Genomic DNA, 18,032 nt, shown 5'->3' on the forward strand with positions numbered 1-18,032 from the left:
GTCAGTCAAAGTAGTGCTGACTGATACACCGCATTCGCGAGCAGGCTCGCTCCCACATTTGATTTGTGTACACCTGAAACACCAATGGACTGTCCATGAACCTCACGCGCCTCGCCCTGCCCTTCCTCCTGCTGCCAGCCACCAACGCGCTCGCCGATACCTTCGAACGCGACCAAGCCCTGAAGCTGCCGGACATGCTGATCTCCGCCAACCGCCAGGTCGAAGCACGCAACGACAGCAGCGCCGCCAACACGGTGTTTACCCGCGAAGACATCGACCGCCTGCAACCGAGCGACGTGCCGGATCTGCTGCGGCGCGTGCCCGGTGTGCAAGTGGCGCAGGCCGGCGGGCGCGGCAGTCTGCCGGGCATTTACATTCGCGGCACGCAGTCGGCGCAAAGTCTGGTGCTGGTCGACGGCCAGCGCATCGGCAGTTCGACGTCCGGCGACAGCAATCTGCAGCATCTGAACATCGAGCAAATCGAACGCGTGGAAGTGCTGCGCGGTTCGCGCTCGGTCATTTACGGCAGCGATGCGATTGGCGGGGTGATTCAGATTTTCACCCGGCGCGGCACCGAGCAAGGCTTGCAGCCACGGATGCACGTCGGTTTCGGCAGCAACCAGACCTGGGAACGCAGCGTTGGTTTGTCCGGCGGCGATGAGCAAACCCGTTTCAACCTCGGCGCCAGCCTTGATGAAACCGCCGGGATTGACCGTACTCACGAGTCGTACCCGAGCGATGGCGATCACGACGCCTATCGCAATAAATCCGTCAGCCTGAGCCTCAGCCATGCGCTGACCGATGACATCGAAATCGGCGCCAATCTGCTGGATAACCGTGGCAAGGGGGAGTTCGACAATCCGTTCGGCCGCTTCGACATGAATACGTTCGAGTCTGTGCAACAGCAGCCCTACAGCGATTTCAACGTCAGCAGTGTCAGCAGTTACGTCGATGCGCGGATCAACGAGATCTGGAAAACCCGCCTTGAATTCGGCCATACCGAGAACCGCGAGAAGACCCTCGACAAGCTCAGCGACGAACGCACGGTGTTCAATACTTATCGCGACTCGGTGAACTGGCAGAACGACCTGACGCTGGACGCACGCAACAGCCTGATTCTCGGTGGTGACTGGTACGAAGACCGGGTCAACAGCAGCACAGCGTTCGACGAGGACAGCCGCTGGAACCGTGCGGCGTTTATCCAGCATCGCTATCAGGCCGACAGTTTCTCCACCGAACTCGGTCTGCGTCATGACGACAACCAGCAGTTCGGCAGCCAGAACACCTGGAGTGGCACCTTCACCCTGCCGCTGAATCCGGACAATGATCTGTTGCTGAGCTACAGCGAAGGCTTCCGTGCGCCGACCTTCAACGACCTGTACTACCCGGATTTCAGCAACCCGGATCTGAAGCCGGAAACCTCGAAAAGCTACGAGCTGCAATGGCGCAGTCAGTTGACTGATAACAGCCGTCTGGAGGCGTCGATCTACCGTACGGATCTGGAAGACGCGATCATCGTCGGCAGCAACTCACGCCCGGAGAACGTCGCCTCTGCGCGAATCAACGGCTTTGAAGCAGCGCTGAAACAGGAACTGCTCGGCTGGCAAAGCAACCTTGGCGTAGCGATCATCGATCCGCGCGACCGCGATAGCGGCCACACATTGGCGCGTCGCGCACGGCGGACGTTGAGCTGGGATCTGGATCGACAGTTTGACCAAGTCGGCCTCGGTGCCAGTTGGCAGGCGGTCAGCAGCAGTTATGACGATAAGGACAATACGCAGGCGCTGGGTGGCTATGCGCTGTTCGGCTTGCGCAGCAGTTGGGCACTGAACCGCGAGATCAAGCTGGAGCTGAAGGTCGATAACGTTTTCGACAAAGGCTACAGCCGCGCGAACTACAGCTATGACGGTAGCCAGTATGGTTATCGTGAGGAAGGTCGGGCGTGGATGTTTGGGGTCACCTGGACGCCCCAGCTTTGATTTGAATCTTCGATGATTTGACTGGCCCCTTCGCGAGCAGGCTCGCTCCCACAATTTGGAATGCAATCCCCTGTGGGAGCGAGCCTGCTCGCGAAGAAGTCACCCGGTTTCAGCGGTCAGGCGCGATCAACTGGCAGAGTTTGGCGGTGGCATCGATCATTTGGCCGCTTGGGCGCTCAAGGCCTTTATCGGTAACCAACAGCAATTTCCCCTGCTTCACCGCTGCTACTTGCGGCCAGCTTTTCCACGCTTCGAGCTGCGACTGATCCCCAGCCAGAACTACCTCTGGATCGCGCTGCAGCACCGACTCAATGCTCACCTGCGGCGCCGGCAGACTCAGGTCGCCAAACACATTGCGCGCGCCGCACACCTCCAGCGCATCACTGATGATCTGCCCGCCACCGACGGTATACAGCGGCTTGTCCCAGACCTGATAAAACACCCGCAACGGCGCGTCCCGGTGATAGCGCTGGCGTAGCTCGGCGAGTTGTTTGCGCAATGCCGTCGCCCGCGCCATCCCACGCTCGGGTCGCCCCAATTGCGCGGCGATTTCTTCTATCTGGGTAGTGAGCTGTTCGAAGGAATGCGCTTCGGCGACGAAGGTCGGGATGCCCAGGCGCTTCAGCTGATCACGCTGCGCCGGGCCGACGCTGCCGGGCCAGAGCAATAACAAGTCAGGCTTTAGGCTCAGCAACTGTTCCATGTCGAGTTGGCCGTAACGCCCAACCGACGGCACGCTGGCAATCTCGGCAGGGCGCTCACCGGCATCCAGCACGCCGACCAACAGGTCAGCCGAATCCAGTTCGACAACGATTTCAGAAAGGGAGGGTGCGAGACTGACCACCCGCAGGCTCGCCAGCACCGGAACCGAGACGGCCAGCAGCAGAACCGCCAGCCACAGACGGCGCATCAACCGAGTTGACGCGGAATACGGTAGAGGTAGAACAGCACCGCCGTGGACAGTGCCAGCAGCATCAGCGGCACGGCTTCGAGACCGACAAACACCGCCAGCGCACCGATCCACGCCGGTAATGCAGCCGCTAGGAAAGCCGAACGACGACGCGCTGCGAGAGCAATCCACGCGGCCGGTTCATCCGGGGTATCGAGGGCTTTTTGCGTGGCGATCAGCGCGTGTTTGTAACGGCCGAAAAACTTCAGGCTGACAAACATCGACGCGACGCCGGCGATGAAAAACGGCATCGCCAGTACCGGCAGAATCCCTTCGCCCTGACCAAACAGCGCGTTGAGCACGAACAACGGCACCAGCGCCAGCGCGAGGTATTTCCACCAATCGACCGACAACCGGCGCCGCACCTGACCGCGGGTCACGCGCGATCAACCTCGCCCTGATGCTCGTTGCCCATCATGTGGTCGAGCTTGCTGGCCTTGGTTGCCAGGTAGAGTTTGTTGTGCGGGTTGTGCCCGGTGTGCAGCGGCACACGCTCGGCGACGGTAATGCCCATATCGGTCAAGGCTTTAACCTTGCGCGGGTTGTTGGTCATCAGACGCAGGGATTTCACGCCCAGATGCTCGAGCATCGGCAGGCACATCGCGTAATCGCGCTGGTCAGCGGCAAAGCCCAGACGCTCGTTGGCTTCAACGGTGTCGGCGCCGCCGTCCTGCAATTCGTAGGCACGGATCTTGTTCAACAAGCCGATGCCGCGACCTTCCTGACGCAGGTAGAGCAACACGCCCCGGCCTTCACGGGCGATGGCTTTGAGCGCGCCTTCGAGTTGCGAGCCGCAGTCGCAGCGCTGGCTGAACAAGGCATCGCCGGTCAGGCATTCGGAGTGCAAACGGCCGAGAACCGGGGCACCGTCGGCAATTTCACCCAGGCTCAACACGACGTGCTCGCGGCCGGTGGCTTCATCGAGAAAACCGTGCATGGTGAATTGCGCAAAAGGTGTTGGCAGCTTGGAAGCGGCGACAAAGACGACAGGCACCGGTGTGCTCCTGATCTAAAGAGTCTGAAAATTCGCAGGCCGGCATTGTAACAGCAGGTTCCTACAGACGCTTAGGCTGAATTATCGGGCATAACGATCAAAAAGTTTGATAACTACCCGGTCGACATGGATCCCTGTAGGAGCTGTCGAGTGAAACGAGGCTGCGATCTTTTGATCTGGTTTTAGAATCAAGATCAAAAGATCGCAGCGTGCCGCAGCTCCTACAGGGGATTCGTCGCGCCCGTAGTGAAGGGATAGGGCTGCTTCCACTTCTCGAAGATCGGCTTCAACTCGCCGCTCTTCACCAACTGTTCCATGCGTTGGTCATACAGCGCCATCAGCGCCCGTGCCTGTGGAGTGTCGGCAAAGCCAAGAAACAGCGGCAGCTCGGCCAGATGCGAATAGCGATATTGCGTTTGATCGGCCGCCGTTTTCACCACCGCTTCAATCTCGGTCAGCGCATCAATGTAGTAATCCGCCCGCCCCTGCTTGAGCATCGACAGAATGCCGGTACGACGCTCGATCTGGTTATACCGCTTGATGTTCGGCAGGTAGTTTTCGTAACGATAGCCGCGTACCCAGGCCAGTCGATACTTGCCCAGCGTCGCCTGTGTCGGCGAGGGATTGCTCGCCAGACCCAACGCATAGATGTGGTCGGAATCGAAGTTCCAGTGCGGGTACAAGACCTTTTCGGCTTCGTCACGATAAGAGCCGACCAGCGCGTCGACTTCCTTCAACTGCACCAAACCGACCGAACGGGTGTAGGGCACCGTGCGCATATCCAGCTTCACCCCGACCGGTTCGAACACCTTGCGCAACACGTCCCAACCCAGGCCATGGCCGTCGGCGGCGGTGTAGTCTTCCCAGTCTTCGCTGGCCAGATGGATGACCGCCGGCGTCGGCGCAGCTTCCTGCGCACCGGCCACGGTGCCCAGCAAAGCCAAAACCACTAACGCCAACCAGCGTCGAGCCATCCCTAGTCCCCTCACTTGCCCCTGATATCCCTTGGAATCAGGCGAAAACCCACACCAGTCCCTGCATGGCCAGCCAGGCAAATACCCCCGCCAGCACGTCATCGAGCATGATCCCGACGCCGCCGTGAACATGTCGGTCGATCCAGCGAATCGGCCACGGCTTGAGAATGTCGAAGAAGCGGAACACCAGAAAACCCGCGAGCAACCAGTACCAGCCTTCCGGCACCAGCCACAGGGTGATCCACATCCCGACCATTTCGTCCCAGACGATACCTTCGTGGTCGTGTACCCGCAGATCGTCGGCGACCTTGCCGCACAGCCAGAAGCCGAACAGCATGGTGATCCCAAGCATCAGCCAGTAACCCCAGTCGGGCAACATCTGCCACAACGGAATAAAGGGTAGCGCAACTAACGAGCCCCACGTGCCCGGGGCTTTCGGCAAGGTGCCGGAACCAAAGCCGAACGCGAGAAAATGCCAGGGATTGCGCCAGACCGACGGCGGAACGAATTCGGCCGGAACCTGTTTCGGGTGATCTGTCACGGTGTCTCCTGAAAATGTTGATAGCCCCGGATTTGCGGGGTGATGTCGTGCCCTTCGCGATCCAGCAGGACCACGCCCTGACCTTCTGACACACGACCGATCACGTGGATCGGCCAGCCATTGGCCAGCAGCGCCGGCAACTCGACGGACGGTAGGGTGAACGCCAGCACGTAATCATCGCCGCCGCTCAGCGCTGCACGCTCGGCGCCGCGCTGACCGAGAAACGCCACTAATGCATCCGACAGCGGTACGCGCTCGCGTTCAATCTCAAGCCGCACCTTCGATGCCAGCGCAATATGGCCGCAATCGGCGAGCAGACCATCAGAGATATCCAGCGCTGAGGTAGCTTTGCCACGCAGGGCCTGACCAAGGGCCAGTTGCGGTTGTGGCGACCAGTAATGATCGAGCAGCGGCTGGGCGATATCAGGCTCGGCATCACGCTGACCCAACACCAGCGGCAAAGCGCCGGCCGCATTGCCCAACTCACCGCCGACACAGAGCAAGTCGCCCGGTTGCGCGCCGCTGCGGGTCAACGCCTGACCCGCCGGCACTCGACCCAACACCGTTACTGTCAGACTCAACGGCCCGCGCGTGGTATCGCCGCCGACCAGCGCAACGCCGCAGCTCCGCGCCATGCGGTTCAAACCGCGGGCATAGGCTTGCAGCCAATCGGCAGTCACCGTCGGTACAGTCAGGGCAAGGGTAAAGGCAACGGGCGTGGCGCCCATGGCGGCCAGATCGCTGACCGCAACGGCCAGCGAGCGCTGACCGAGCAGAAACGGATCGCAGGGGTCGGCGAAATGCACACCGGCCACCAGCGTATCGGTAGAGATCGCCAACTGCTCCCCAGGGGGAACAGCGAGCAAGGCGCAGTCATCGCCGATCCCCAGAGCAACGCCTTCGCCGCCCTGCGCACAAGGCGCGGCGGCGAAGAAGTTACGGATCAGCTCAAACTCGCCCATTGAAGTATCAAGCGCGTTTCAGCGCTTGAACGCCTTCACTTCAGCTTCACGCAGGCGCGGGGCCAGCTTGTCGAGCACACCGTTGACGAACTTGTGACCGTCGGTGGAACCGTAGACTTTCGCCAGTTCGATCCCTTCGTTGATCACAACACGGTACGGCACGTCGACGCGCTTGAGCAGTTCCCAGGTCGACAGGCGCAGTACGCACAGTTCAACCGGGTCGAGCTCTTCGATGGTCAGGTCCAGGCACGGCGCCAACGCAGTGTCGATCTCGGTCAGACTGGCCGGAACACCGTGCAGGATGTCGTGGAAGTAGCTGGCATCGGCGAAGGTGAAATCGTTATCGACGCGGAACTGCGCTTCGATTTCGTTCAGCGAAGTACTCGCCATGTGGCGCTGGTACAACGCTTGCGTCGCCAACTGACGGGCAGCGCGGCGCTTTTCACTTTTCGAAGGCTTGCCGGCGTCGGTTGGGCGCGGCTCGCGCGGGTTGAAACGATCGCTTTCGTCGCTAATCACTTGGCCTCCAACTGCGCCAGCAGGCTGACCATTTCCAGAGCGGACAGGGCAGCTTCGGCACCTTTGTTACCGGCCTTGGTGCCGGAACGTTCGATGGCTTGCTCGATGGAATCAACGGTCAGGACGCCGAAAGCGACCGGAACACCGAACTCCATGGACACTTGGGCCAGACCCTTGGTGCACTCGCCTGCCACGTATTCGAAATGCGGAGTACCGCCACGAATGACCGCGCCGAGGGCGATGATGGCGGCGAATTCACCTTTCTGGGCGACTTTCTGCGCAACCAGAGGGATTTCGAAGGCGCCAGGAGCGCGGATGATGGTGATGTCGCTTTCGCTCACGCCGTGGCGAACCAGGGCATCAACTGCACCGCTGACCAGGCTTTCAACCACGAAGCTGTTGAAACGGCCCACTACCAAAGCGTAGTGGCCTTTAGGGGCGATGAAGGTACCTTCGATGGTCTTCAGGGTCATTCGTCAGTTCTCTTAAAGAGCCGGGACGCGTCTGCTACGCGTCCCTCAGTGATTTATTTGCCGCGAATTCGGGTCCGGAAACAACCGGTCATTATTCGGAGGGCACGTATTCTACAACTTCCAGATCGAAACCGGATATCGCATTAAATTTCATTGGCGCAGACATCAAGCGCATTTTGCGTACACCAAGGTCACGCAGGATCTGCGAACCGGCACCGACGATGCTGTAAGTCGTCGGTTTTTTCGGCGCTGCCTGATCGCCGGTTTCACGGATATGCGCCAGCAACACATCGCCATCGAGCGGGTGACCGAGCAACAGCACCACACCGCTGCCCGCCTCGGCAACCGCAGCCATCGCGGCGCGCAGGCTCCAGCGGCCCGGCTGCTTGACCATCAGCAGGTCGCGCAGCGGGTCCATGTTGTGCACGCGAACCAGAGTCGGTTCTTCGGCGCAAACAGTGCCCAACGTGAGGGCCATGTGCACATCGCCTTCCACCGAATCACGATAGGTCACCAGGTTGAATTGGCCCAGTTCGCTGTCCAGTGGCTGCTCGGCAATCCGCTGAACGGTACGTTCATGGATCATCCGGTAGTGAATCAGGTCGGCGATGGTGCCGATCTTGATGTTGTGTTCGGCGGCAAACGCTTCCAGTTCAGCACGACGGGACATGGTGCCGTCGTCGTTCATCACTTCGCAGATCACCCCGCTCGGCTCGAAACCGGCCATGCGCGCGAGGTCGCAAGCGGCTTCGGTGTGACCGGCGCGAGCGAGGGTGCCGCCGGCCTGGGCCATCAGCGGGAAGATGTGGCCCGGGCTGACGATGTCTTCAGCCTTGGCGTCCTTGGCGGCAGCCGCTTGCACGGTGCGCGCACGGTCAGCGGCGGAGATGCCGGTGGTCACGCCTTCAGCGGCTTCGATCGAAACAGTGAACTTGGTGCCGAAACCGGAGCCATTGCGCGGCGCCATCAGCGGCAGCTTCAACAGTTCGCAGCGCTCACGGCTCATCGGCATGCAGATCAGGCCACGGGCGTGCTTGGCCATGAAGTTGATGTGCTCGGCCTTGCAGCATTCGGCGGCCATGATCAGGTCGCCTTCGTTCTCGCGGTCTTCGTCATCCATGAGGATGACCATCTTGCCTTGGCGGATGTCTTCAACCAGTTCTTCGATGCTATTGAGCGCCACAAGGCACCCCCCTTCTTTCGAAATTTAGAGCTTCAGGATTTGAGGTAGCCGTTTTGGGCTAGAAAGCTTTCAGTAATACCGCCAGCACTTGGCTCTGCAGCTTTGTCACCGAGGAGCAGACGCTCCAGATAACGCGCGAGCAAATCGACTTCCAGATTCACCCGGCGACCTGGCTTGTAGGACGCCATGATGGTTTCGCTCAGGGTGTGCGGGATGATCGTCAGCATGAATTCAGCGCCATCGACGGCGTTCACGGTCAGGCTGGTGCCGTCGACGGTGATCGAGCCTTTGTGGGCGATGTACTTGGCCAGCTCTTTCGGCGCGCGGATACGAAATTCGACGGCGCGGGCATTGTCGCTGCGCGAGACGATTTCGCCGACACCGTCGACGTGGCCGCTGACCAGATGCCCGCCGAGACGGGTGGTCGGGGTCAGGGCTTTTTCCAGATTGACCGGGCTGCCGCTTTTCAGGTCATTCATGGCGGTGCAATCCAGCGTTTCACGGCTGACGTCGGCGGCAAAGCCGTCGCCCGGCAGCTCAACCGCCGTCAGGCAGACGCCGTTGACCGCGATGCTGTCGCCGAGTTTGACGTCGCTCAGGTCGAGCTTGCCGGTAGCGACGTGGACCCGCACATCACCGCCCTTTGGGGTCAGTGCGCGGATACTGCCGATGGATTCGATGATGCCGGTAAACATGGGGTTCTCCTTGAGAACTAAGCCAGCGCTAACGCGATGGCCGGGAATTATACGCTCGCCGAAAGGACAGGGATGGCAGTGACTCGCCAGTCATCGCCCACCGCGCGAATTTCAGTGATTTTCAGCTCCGGCGCATCCTTCATATAAGCCAGCGGCCAGTCCAGCAGCGGACGCGCCGTGGAGCCGAGGAACTTGCCAGCGATGAAGATCACGAATTCGTCGACCAGACCGAGCTGAGCGAAAGCGCCGGCCAGACGCGGGCCGGCTTCGACCAGCACCTCGTTGACGCCACGATTGGCCAGCTCGATCAGCAATTGATGCAGATCGACCTGACCGTCATCACCCGGCACGATCAGGCATTCAGGGCCGTGAGCGTATTGCTCTTCGATCGCGACGCAGGTGGCGACCAACGCCGGGCCAGCCTTGAAGAACGGCGCATCCAGCGGCACCCGCAGGCGCCCGTCGATCAGCACGCGCAGCGGCGGTCGGCTCATGGCCAACGCGGTCTGCTCGCCATCCAGCCCCAACTCGTCGGCGCGCACGGTCAAACGTGCGCCGTCGGCCAGCACGGTGTCGGCACCGGTCAGCACCACAGCGGCTTGAGCACGCAAACGCTGAACAGCCGAACGTGCGGCCGGGCCGGTGATCCATTGGCTCTCGCCGCTTTCCATCGCCGTGCGCCCGTCGAGACTCATGGCCAACTTGACCCGCACAAACGGCAAGCCGTGTTCCATGCGCTTCAGAAAACCTTGATTGAGCTTGCGCGCCTCGGCTTCGAGTACACCACTTTCAGTGGCGATACCGGCATCGGCCAGACGCTGCAAACCACGACCGGCAACTTGCGGATTGGGATCACGCATCGCCGCAACGACGCGGCCAACACCGGCATTCACCAGCGCATCGGCGCACGGCGGCGTGCGTCCATGGTGGCTGCACGGTTCGAGCGTCACATAGGCGGTGGCGCCTCGGGCCAACTCACCGGCAGCGCGCAACGCGTGGACTTCAGCGTGTGGTTCGCCAGCGCGTTCATGCCAGCCTTCGCCGACAATCTGCCCGTCACGCACCACCACACAGCCAACCCGAGGATTGGGATGGGTGGTGTAGTGACCCTTGCGCGCCAGTTCCAGCGCACGCGCCATGAAGTGGGCGTCGAGGATGGCCTGCTCGGCGGCGGTGGTCATTCTTTCACCGGTTCGCGGGCGAGGCGGTCGATTTCTTCGCGGAACTCGTTGAGGTCCTGGAAGCGCTTGTACACCGAGGCGAAACGGATGTAGGCGACTTCATCAAGCTTCTGCAATTCGGCCATCACCAGTTCGCCGACCACGAGGGATTTGACCTCGCGTTCGCCAGTGGCGCGCAGCTTGTGCTTGATGTGAACCAGAGAGGATTCGAGACGCTCGACGCTCACCGGACGTTTCTCCAGCGCGCGTTGCATACCGGCGCGGAGTTTTTCTTCGTCGAACGGTTGGCGGCTGCCGTCGGTTTTGATCAGGCGCGGCAACACCAGTTCGGCCGTCTCGAACGTCGTGAATCGCTCGCCGCAGGCCAGGCATTCACGCCGGCGGCGCACCTGTTCGCCCTCGGCGACCAGACGCGAGTCGATGACCTTGGTGTCGTTGGCACCGCAGAAGGGACAGTGCATGGTGGCTGGCAACAAAAAAAGGGAGGGCCATGGTAGCGCATCCCGGTGGCAAGACAAGCCATAGGCTTTGCGGTATACAGAACGGCATGATCGTTTGATCCATGGATTTCATTTTGCTGGAGCATCCAATGCCGTTACGTCCGCTCGTTTTGCTCAGTCTTTTCAGCCTGCTGGTGGCCTGTGGCAGCGATGCACCCAAGCCCCAGCCGCCAACACCGGGCCCGGCGCCGCAGCAAGCGCAGAAAAAAGCCAAAGAGGCCGCCGACCTTGGCCCGCTGCCAGCCTATCAACGAGAACTGAGTGGCACCCTGCAAGGCGTGCCGGCCGGTGCCGAAGTCGAACTGGCGCTGCTGGTGATCGACGAGAAGGATCGCCCACAACAATTGCTCGCCAGTTCCAGTCTGATCGGCAACAACCAGATCCTGCCATTCCGCCTACGTTTCAACCCGGATGCTTTTCCGGCCGGTGCACGGGTTGAGCTGCGCGGTCGCGCCAGTCAGTCCGGCCAGTTGATCCTGCATTTGCCGTCGCAGACGATCAGCCAGCCGACCACTCAGGCGTTGGGCCAACTGCAATTTGTCAAAGCACCATGAATGCACCGCTCGACCTGCAATTGGCGTTAGGTGAATTGCTCGGCGACGCCAGACTCAAGGTCTGCGCGTTGCCGGACACTGATCTACAGCTATGGCTGATCGATGGCGACAACATGGATCGCCAATTCAGTCAGGAAGAAATTCAGCGAATTCTGCACGAGCCACCCTATTGGGGTTTCTGCTGGGCCAGCGGTCTGGCGGTGGCGCGTTATCTGGCAGAGTTTCCCGAGTGGGTACGCGGCAAACGCGTGCTGGATTTCGGCGCCGGTTCCGGGATTGCCGGGATCGCGGCGGCCAAGGCCGGGGCGCTGGAAGTGGTGGCGTGCGATCTCGATCCGTTGGCGATTTCCGCGTGCAGGGCGAATGCCGCACTGAATAATGTAGAGATGAGTTATTCGACGGATTTCTTTGCCGAGGCCGATCGGTTTGATCTGATTCTGGTGGCGGATGTGTTGTATGACCGGGCCAATCTGCCCTTGCTTGATGCGTTTTTAAGCCGTGGGCGAGAAGCGTTGGTGGCGGATTCGCGGGTGCGGGATTTTCGCCATCCGTTGTATGAGCGAATTGAAATGCTTGAAGCGATGACGTTGCCGGATCTGGCCGAGCCTGAGGAATTTCGGCATGTCAGCCTTTACCATGCGCGGCGTGATTGAGATCGTTAAAAGATCGCAGCCTTCGGCAGCTCCTACAGTGATCGGTTTTGTCGTCCACATTGCGGGCGGACGCTGAACCTGTAGGAGCTGCCGAAGGCTGCGATCTTTTGCGCCACCGCTTATAGTGCGTTCATTAACGCTTTGACGAGATCCCCCATGAGTGAGCAAACGCCGTACATCTTCGACGCCACGACGGCCGATTTCGACCAGTCGGTGATCGAAGCCTCTTTCAACAAACCGGTGCTGGTGGATTTCTGGGCCGAATGGTGTGCGCCGTGCAAGGCGTTGATGCCAATGCTGCAAGGGATTGCCGAGAGCTATCAGGGCGAGTTGCTGCTGGCCAAGGTCAACTGCGACATCGAGCAGGACATCGTCGCCCGTTTCGGTATTCGCAGCCTGCCGACCGTGGTGCTGTTCAAGGACGGTCAACCGGTCGACGGTTTTGCCGGTGCGCAACCGGAATCCGCCGTGCGCGCCCTGCTTGAGCCGCACGTGCAGATGCCACCACCGGCCGCAGCCGATCCGTTCGAACAGGCTCAGGCATTGTTCGATGACGGCCGTTACGCCGACGCCGAGGCGGCGCTGGTGGTGATGCTCAATGAAGACAACACCAACGCGAAAGCGCTGATTCTCTATGCGCGTTGCCTGACCGAACGCGGCGAACTGGGCGAAGCGCAGACCGTGCTGGATGCGGTCAAGAGCGACGAACCTAAAGCCGCGCTGGCCGGGGCCAAGGCACAGATCAAGTTCCTCGGTCTGGCGCGTGATCTGCCGGATGCCGCTGACCTGAAAGCGCGTTTGGCGAAAGATCCGCTGGACGATGAAGCGGTGTATCAGCTGGCGATCCAGCAACTGGCACGTCAGCAATACGAGGCGGCGCTGGATGCACTACTGAAGTTGTTCATCCGCAACCGCAGCTACAGCGAAGGCCTGCCGCACAAGACCTTGCTGCAGGTGTTTGAGCTGCTGGGCAATGATCACCCGCTGGTGTCGGTGTACCGCCGCAAGATGTTTGCTGCGCTTTATTAAGATCAAAAGATCGCAGCCTTCGGCAGCTCCTACAGGGGTGTACTCCATTCCAATGTAGGAGCTGCCGCAGGCTGCGATCTTTTGCGGTTCATTCGATCCAGCTGTAGAGCGGCGTATCCCCGCCGCTTACCACTTTCACGTCCGCGCTATGGCGCAAACGCACCAGCAAGCGCTTGCCCGCCACCGCGCTGCCGGTCAGCCCTTCCAGTTGATCAAGCAGATCCGGCCCACTGAGCTGCCCCGCCTTGCGCAACAGGTCCTTGGCCACCTGCCACAACGCATCGTCCTGATTCAGCGGTTTTGCCACCGGAGCTGACGCGAGCGCTTCAGATTGCGCAATCGGTGCCTGCGCACTCAGCGCCGAACCGAGCTTCGCCCAGTCGTTGTCATCCAGTTCCACCGTCAAGTCCACCGGCACGTCGCCGACGGTTCCGCGTATCCGCAACATTGAGTTCGCTCCCGCACATTTCTGACCTGCATGCTCCCACGGGACTTGTGCAACGCCAAGCGCACGGGCAAACTCTGCGCACTTTCGTTATAAGATTACATAACAAACTCTTCACTTTACTTCCCGGAGACCGCCATGCGTCGTCTGCTGCTCGCTTTGCCGTTTGCCCTGTTGCCGCTGGCCATCGCCCACGCGGCCGATGAGCATGAACACGATCACGACCATGAACACGGCAGCCTCGGCGCGCATGAACACGGCGTCGGTCGACTGAACGCGGCGCTCGATGGCCAAACCCTGGAGCTTGAGCTGGAAAGCCCGGCAATGAACCTCGTGGGCTTCGAACACGTCGCCACCACGGATGCCGACAAGGCCAAAGTCGCTGCCGCCCGTGCGCAACTGGAAAAACCGCTGGCCTTGTTCAGCCTGCCCGCCGCTGCCGGTTGCAAAGTGGTCAGCCAGGAACTGGAGAGCCCGTTGTTCGGCGACAAGCCAGATGCCGATGATCATGACGATGATGAAGCGGACAAGGACGGTCACGAGCATCACCACGATCACAGCGAAATCCACGCGCATTATCAATTCAGCTGTGCCACGCCGGGTGCGCTGAAGACTCTGGATCTGGCGAACATTTTCAATACCTTCCCGGCGACGCAGAAAATTCAGGTACAACTGATCAGCGCCAGCGGCCAGCAAGGCACTGAAGTGACGGCCAAGGCTGCTGCCCTGAAATTCTGATCACACCGAAAATCCCCTGTGATCCACCGCGATCCAATGTAGGGGCTATGAAAACCCATGAAACTGGTGCCATGACCCAAGCACTCATCGAACTGTCCGACCTGGGCTTCAACTGGCCCGGTCATCCGCCGCTGCTGGACATCCCGGCGTTTCGTCTGGAAGCCGGCGAAACCCTGTTCCTCAAAGGCCCCAGCGGCAGCGGCAAGACCACCCTGCTCGGCCTGCTCGGTGGCGTGCAGAAACCCGGTCGCGGCAGCATCCGTCTGCTCGGCCAGGAACTGACCGAACTCTCCGCCGGCGCCCGCGACACCTTTCGCGTCGATCACACCGGCTACATTTTCCAGCAGTTCAATTTGCTGCCATTCCTCTCGGTGCGCGAGAACGTTGAACTGCCGTGTCACTTTTCCAAGCTGCGTGCGCAACGGGCGAAACAGCGTCACGGCAGCGTCGACCAAGCCGCTGCCACCCTCCTCGCCCACTTGGGCCTGAAGGATGAAAGCATCCTCAGCCGTCGCGCCGATTCGTTGTCGATCGGTCAACAGCAACGGGTCGCCGCCGCGCGAGCGTTGATCGGCCAACCCGAGCTGGTGATCGCCGACGAACCGACCTCGGCGCTGGATTACGACGCCCGGGAAAACTTCATCCGCCTGCTGTTCGCCGAATGCCGCGAGGCCGGCTCGAGTCTGCTGTTCGTCAGCCATGACCAGAGTCTGGCACCGCTGTTCGACCGTCACCTGTCCCTGGCCGAACTCAATCGCGCCGCCACGTCTGCCGAGGTCTGAGATGTATCTGTTTCGTCTGGCCATGGCCAGCCTGGCCAACCGCCGCTTCACCGCATTGCTCACGGCCTTCGCCATCGCCCTGTCGGTGTGCCTGCTACTTGCCGTCGAGCGCGTGCGCACCGAAGCCAAAGCCAGTTTCGCCAGCACCATCAGTGGCACCGACCTGATCGTCGGCGCGCGCTCCGGCTCGGTGAATCTGCTGCTGTACTCGGTATTCCGCATCGGCAACGCCACCAACAACATCCGTTGGGACAGCTTCGAACACTTCGCCAGCAACCCGAAAGTGAAGTGGGCGATTCCGATGTCGCTGGGCGACTCTCATCGCGGCTATCGCGTGATGGGCACCACTGAAGCCTATTTCGAGCATTACCAGTACGGTCGCCAGCAGCATCTGGAGCTGGCTGACGGCCGCCCGTTCGCGACTGATCCGTTTGAAGTGGTGCTCGGCGCAGAAGTGGCCGATGCTCTGCACTACAAACTCGGCGACCAACTGGTGCTGGCCCACGGCGTGGCGGCGATCAGTCTGGTCAAACACGATGACAAACCGTTTACCGTGGTCGGCATTCTCAAGCGCACTGGCACTCCGGTGGACCGCACGCTGCACATCAGCCTCGGTGGCATGGAGGCGATTCACATCGACTGGCACAACGGCGTGCCGGCCCGAGGCAATGGGCGGATCAGCGCTGATCAGGCGCGCAATATGGACCTGACGCCACAAGCGATCACCGCATTCATGCTTGGCCTCAACAGCAAGATTTCCACGTTTGCGCTGCAACGCGAGATCAACGAATTTCGTGGCGAGCCGATGCTGGCGATTCTGCCGGGCGTGGCCTTGCAGGAGTTGTGGAGTCTGATGAGCACTGCTGAAAAAGCGCTGTTCGTGGTGTCGTTATTCGTCGTGCTGACCGGGTTGATCGGCATGCTCACGGCGATTCTCACCAGCCTCAACGAACGGCGCCGCGAGATGGCGATTCTGCGTTCGGTCGGCGCGCGGCCGTGGCATATCGCGAGCCTGTTGGTGCTGGAAGCCTTTGCTTTGGCGTTGACCGGTGTGATTGCCGGACTTGCTTTGCTGTACATCGGCATCGCCGCCGCGCAGGGCTACGTGCAGGCCAATTACGGTTTGTTCCTGCCGCTGGCATGGCCGAGCGAGTATGAATGGACGCTGCTCGGTGGCATTCTGGCCGCCGCGCTGCTGATGGGCAGCGTGCCGGCCTGGCGCGCCTATCGCCAATCCTTGGCCGATGGCCTGTCGATCCGTTTATGAGGATGTTCACCATGCCCCGCGCCGTACTTGCGCTGCTGTTGCTGGTCGCCCTGCCCGTGTGGGCAGCGGCGCCGAAAGACCTGACGTGGTCGGAGATGATCCCGCCGGACGCCGCGCCGGAAGTGCCGAACATGACCCCGCTGCATGACATGTCGAAGATGAGTGATGCGTTATCTGCCGAGGCGGCGCCAGCGGCGAAGCAGGACATGCCGAATGCGCCGGTGGTGCAATCACTCGATGGGCAGAATATTCGCTTGCCGGGCTACATCGTGCCGCTGGAAGTCAACGAAGAAGGGCGCACCACAGACTTTTTGCTGGTGCCGTATTTCGGCGCCTGCATCCACGTGCCGCCACCGCCGTCGAACCAGATTGTGCATGTCAAAAGCGAGTTGGGCGTGAAGCTTGATGAGCTGTATCAGCCGTACTGGGTCGAGGGGCCATTGCAGGTCAAGGCGTCGAGCAGCGAACTGGCGGATGCCGGGTATCAGATGGATGCCGACAAGATTTATGTGTACGAGCTGCCGGAGTAAACCCCGGTAGTTTTGTACTGTTTGTAAGGGCCCCATCGCTGGCAAGCCAGCTCCCACAGTGATTGAGTCGTTCACAAATTTTGTGATCACCAACAAAACCTGTGGGAGCTGGCTTGCCAGCGATGGGGCCCGCAAAGGTTCCGCAAAAGTCTGCCCCTTCACTGTTTCATTGAGCTGAGTCAAAAGACCGTATCAGTTGGCTTCGTACCATAGGACATCGAACATTTTTAACGTCCTTTCGGAGCCCCCATGAACAAGTCCTTGCTCAGCGCCTCGCTGTTTGCCCTCGCGCTCGCAGCCCCGCTCGCCCATGCCCACGAAGCCGGTGACATCCTCATCCGCGCCGGCGCGATCACCGTCAACCCGAAGGCCGACAGCTCCAGCGTCAAGGTCGATCAGGGTCCGTTGAGCGGCACCAACCTGGGCGGCAAGGCGACCATGAGCAGCGACACTCAACTGGGCCTGAACTTTGCCTACATGCTGACCGATCACGTCGGCCTCGAACTGCTCGCGGCCACGCCATTCGAGCATGACGTCAAACTCAAGGGCACTGCCCTGCCAGCGGCCAACGGCAAGCTCGGCACCCTGAAACACTTGCCGCCGACGCTCAGCGTTGTGTACTACCCGCTGGATTCGAAGTCGCCGTTCCAGCCTTACGTCGGCGGTGGCATCAACTACACCTGGATCTATGACGAGCACGTCGGCAGCGAAGCCAGCGCCAACGGTTTCAGCAACTTCAAGGCAAAAAACTCCTGGGGTCTGGCCTGGCAGGTCGGTGCCGACTACATGTTGACCGACAACATCATGCTCAACGCCCAAGTGCGCTACATCGACATCGATACCCGCGCCACCGTGGAGAACAACGCCGTTGCACCGGGCACTCGCGCACGGGTCAACGTGGATGTGGATCCGTTCATCTACATGGTCGGTTTGGGCTATAAGTTCTAAGTCGAGTTACCGAACGTTCACGTGGTGGTGAATGAGGCTTGGTGGTGAGCAGACTTAGAACTGACGGCGACATTACGCAGTTGATCGGGGGATAACATCCCCTCGCCACAGGGATAGCGACATATCCCGGCCGTGA

Annotated in this window: 22 protein-coding genes; 9 read left to right on the forward strand and 13 right to left on the reverse strand. The window is 60.7% G+C overall.

Annotated elements, in window-relative coordinates; translation table 11 throughout:
* Positions 1 to 95 precede the first annotated feature (95 nt).
* Positions 96 to 1,979 carry a TonB-dependent receptor domain-containing protein gene (locus U6037_RS25680; protein WP_322844953.1) on the forward strand — a complete coding sequence of 628 codons (1,884 nt, stop codon included), beginning with the start codon at positions 96 to 98 and terminating at the stop codon, positions 1,977 to 1,979.
* Positions 1,980 to 2,088: 109 nt separating this feature from the next.
* Here U6037_RS25680 and U6037_RS25685 read toward each other — a convergent pair whose 3' ends face one another.
* From U6037_RS25685 to nrdR, 12 genes are all read right to left on the reverse strand, one after another.
* Entirely contained in the window at positions 2,089 to 2,889 is an 801-nt protein-coding gene (locus tag U6037_RS25685; protein WP_322844954.1) for a cobalamin-binding protein, read from the reverse strand.
* Positions 2,889 to 3,308, reverse strand: coding sequence for an MFS transporter (locus U6037_RS25690; protein ID WP_322844955.1), 420 nt, complete (start codon positions 3,306 to 3,308; stop codon positions 2,889 to 2,891). The genes U6037_RS25685 and U6037_RS25690 overlap by 1 nt, the downstream gene beginning before the upstream one ends.
* Positions 3,305 to 3,922, reverse strand: coding sequence for a GTP cyclohydrolase II (ribA, locus tag U6037_RS25695; protein ID WP_016984117.1), 618 nt, complete (start codon positions 3,920 to 3,922; stop codon positions 3,305 to 3,307). The genes U6037_RS25690 and ribA overlap by 4 nt, the downstream gene beginning before the upstream one ends.
* 221 nt (positions 3,923 to 4,143) lie before the next feature.
* On the reverse strand, positions 4,144 to 4,896 hold the full coding sequence (locus U6037_RS25700) for a transporter substrate-binding domain-containing protein (RefSeq protein WP_322844956.1): 753 nt from the start codon (positions 4,894 to 4,896) through the stop codon (positions 4,144 to 4,146).
* 37 nt (positions 4,897 to 4,933) lie between these two features.
* Positions 4,934 to 5,437 (reverse strand): phosphatidylglycerophosphatase A, encoded by a 504-nt coding sequence (locus U6037_RS25705; RefSeq protein WP_011336134.1) that lies wholly within the window; start codon positions 5,435 to 5,437, stop codon positions 4,934 to 4,936.
* Entirely contained in the window at positions 5,434 to 6,399 is a 966-nt protein-coding gene (thiL, locus tag U6037_RS25710; protein WP_322844957.1) for a thiamine-phosphate kinase, read from the reverse strand. The genes U6037_RS25705 and thiL overlap by 4 nt, the downstream gene beginning before the upstream one ends.
* An 18-nt stretch (positions 6,400 to 6,417) precedes the next feature.
* The gene (gene nusB, locus U6037_RS25715) at positions 6,418 to 6,918 is read right to left on the reverse strand and encodes a transcription antitermination factor NusB (protein WP_034153728.1); all 501 of its coding nucleotides are present in this window, start codon (positions 6,916 to 6,918) and stop codon (positions 6,418 to 6,420) included.
* Positions 6,915 to 7,391: a 6,7-dimethyl-8-ribityllumazine synthase gene (ribE, locus tag U6037_RS25720; RefSeq protein WP_322844958.1), complete on the reverse strand. Its 477-nt coding sequence runs from the start codon at positions 7,389 to 7,391 to the stop codon at positions 6,915 to 6,917. The genes nusB and ribE overlap by 4 nt, the downstream gene beginning before the upstream one ends.
* A 91-nt stretch (positions 7,392 to 7,482) precedes the next feature.
* Positions 7,483 to 8,574 carry a bifunctional 3,4-dihydroxy-2-butanone-4-phosphate synthase/GTP cyclohydrolase II gene (ribBA, locus tag U6037_RS25725; RefSeq protein ID WP_322844959.1) on the reverse strand — a complete coding sequence of 364 codons (1,092 nt, stop codon included), beginning with the start codon at positions 8,572 to 8,574 and terminating at the stop codon, positions 7,483 to 7,485.
* A 32-nt stretch (positions 8,575 to 8,606) separates the two neighbouring features.
* On the reverse strand, positions 8,607 to 9,269 hold the full coding sequence (locus tag U6037_RS25730) for a riboflavin synthase (RefSeq protein WP_322844960.1): 663 nt from the start codon (positions 9,267 to 9,269) through the stop codon (positions 8,607 to 8,609).
* Positions 9,270 to 9,316: 47 nt separating this feature from the next.
* Positions 9,317 to 10,450 carry a bifunctional diaminohydroxyphosphoribosylaminopyrimidine deaminase/5-amino-6-(5-phosphoribosylamino)uracil reductase RibD gene (ribD, locus tag U6037_RS25735; RefSeq protein WP_322844961.1) on the reverse strand — a complete coding sequence of 378 codons (1,134 nt, stop codon included), beginning with the start codon at positions 10,448 to 10,450 and terminating at the stop codon, positions 9,317 to 9,319.
* Positions 10,447 to 10,911 carry a transcriptional regulator NrdR gene (nrdR, locus tag U6037_RS25740; RefSeq protein WP_007910946.1) on the reverse strand — a complete coding sequence of 155 codons (465 nt, stop codon included), beginning with the start codon at positions 10,909 to 10,911 and terminating at the stop codon, positions 10,447 to 10,449. The genes ribD and nrdR overlap by 4 nt, the downstream gene beginning before the upstream one ends.
* 128 nt (positions 10,912 to 11,039) lie before the next feature.
* Here nrdR and U6037_RS25745 point away from each other — a divergent pair, with 128 nt between their 5' ends.
* The 3 genes from U6037_RS25745 (at position 11,040) to trxA (ending at position 13,186) form a co-directional block, all read left to right on the forward strand.
* Positions 11,040 to 11,504 (forward strand): YbaY family lipoprotein, encoded by a 465-nt coding sequence (locus U6037_RS25745; RefSeq protein WP_123375935.1) that lies wholly within the window; start codon positions 11,040 to 11,042, stop codon positions 11,502 to 11,504.
* Positions 11,501 to 12,157 (forward strand): class I SAM-dependent methyltransferase, encoded by a 657-nt coding sequence (locus U6037_RS25750; RefSeq protein ID WP_322844962.1) that lies wholly within the window; start codon positions 11,501 to 11,503, stop codon positions 12,155 to 12,157. The genes U6037_RS25745 and U6037_RS25750 overlap by 4 nt, the downstream gene beginning before the upstream one ends.
* 156 nt (positions 12,158 to 12,313) lie before the next feature.
* The gene (gene trxA / locus U6037_RS25755; protein ID WP_322844963.1) at positions 12,314 to 13,186 is read left to right on the forward strand and encodes a thioredoxin; all 873 of its coding nucleotides are present in this window, start codon (positions 12,314 to 12,316) and stop codon (positions 13,184 to 13,186) included.
* Positions 13,187 to 13,274: 88 nt separating this feature from the next.
* On the opposite strand, the gene U6037_RS25760 is transcribed toward trxA, so the two are convergent.
* Entirely contained in the window at positions 13,275 to 13,634 is a 360-nt protein-coding gene (locus U6037_RS25760; RefSeq protein ID WP_322844964.1) for a hypothetical protein, read from the reverse strand.
* 135 nt (positions 13,635 to 13,769) lie between these two features.
* Here U6037_RS25760 and U6037_RS25765 point away from each other — a divergent pair, with 135 nt between their 5' ends.
* The 5 genes from U6037_RS25765 to U6037_RS25785 all read left to right on the forward strand — a co-directional run bounded on the left by U6037_RS25765 (position 13,770) and on the right by U6037_RS25785 (position 17,896).
* Entirely contained in the window at positions 13,770 to 14,369 is a 600-nt protein-coding gene (locus tag U6037_RS25765) for a DUF2796 domain-containing protein (RefSeq protein WP_322844965.1), read from the forward strand.
* A 71-nt stretch (positions 14,370 to 14,440) separates the two neighbouring features.
* Complete coding sequence (locus U6037_RS25770) at positions 14,441 to 15,151, forward strand: ABC transporter ATP-binding protein (RefSeq protein ID WP_016984101.1); 711 nt, start codon at positions 14,441 to 14,443, stop codon at positions 15,149 to 15,151.
* Position 15,152: 1 nt separating this feature from the next.
* On the forward strand, positions 15,153 to 16,418 hold the full coding sequence (locus U6037_RS25775) for an ABC transporter permease (protein ID WP_322844966.1): 1,266 nt from the start codon (positions 15,153 to 15,155) through the stop codon (positions 16,416 to 16,418).
* An 11-nt stretch (positions 16,419 to 16,429) separates the two neighbouring features.
* Positions 16,430 to 16,948, forward strand: a complete 519-nt coding sequence (locus tag U6037_RS25780; protein ID WP_322844967.1) for a DUF3299 domain-containing protein — start codon at positions 16,430 to 16,432, stop codon at positions 16,946 to 16,948.
* A gap of 249 nt (positions 16,949 to 17,197) precedes the next feature.
* Entirely contained in the window at positions 17,198 to 17,896 is a 699-nt protein-coding gene (locus U6037_RS25785; protein WP_007910962.1) for an OmpW/AlkL family protein, read from the forward strand.
* Positions 17,897 to 18,032 lie beyond the last annotated feature (136 nt).

Source organism: Pseudomonas sp. B33.4 (genome assembly GCF_034555375.1).
GTDB lineage: Bacteria > Pseudomonadota > Gammaproteobacteria > Pseudomonadales > Pseudomonadaceae > Aquipseudomonas.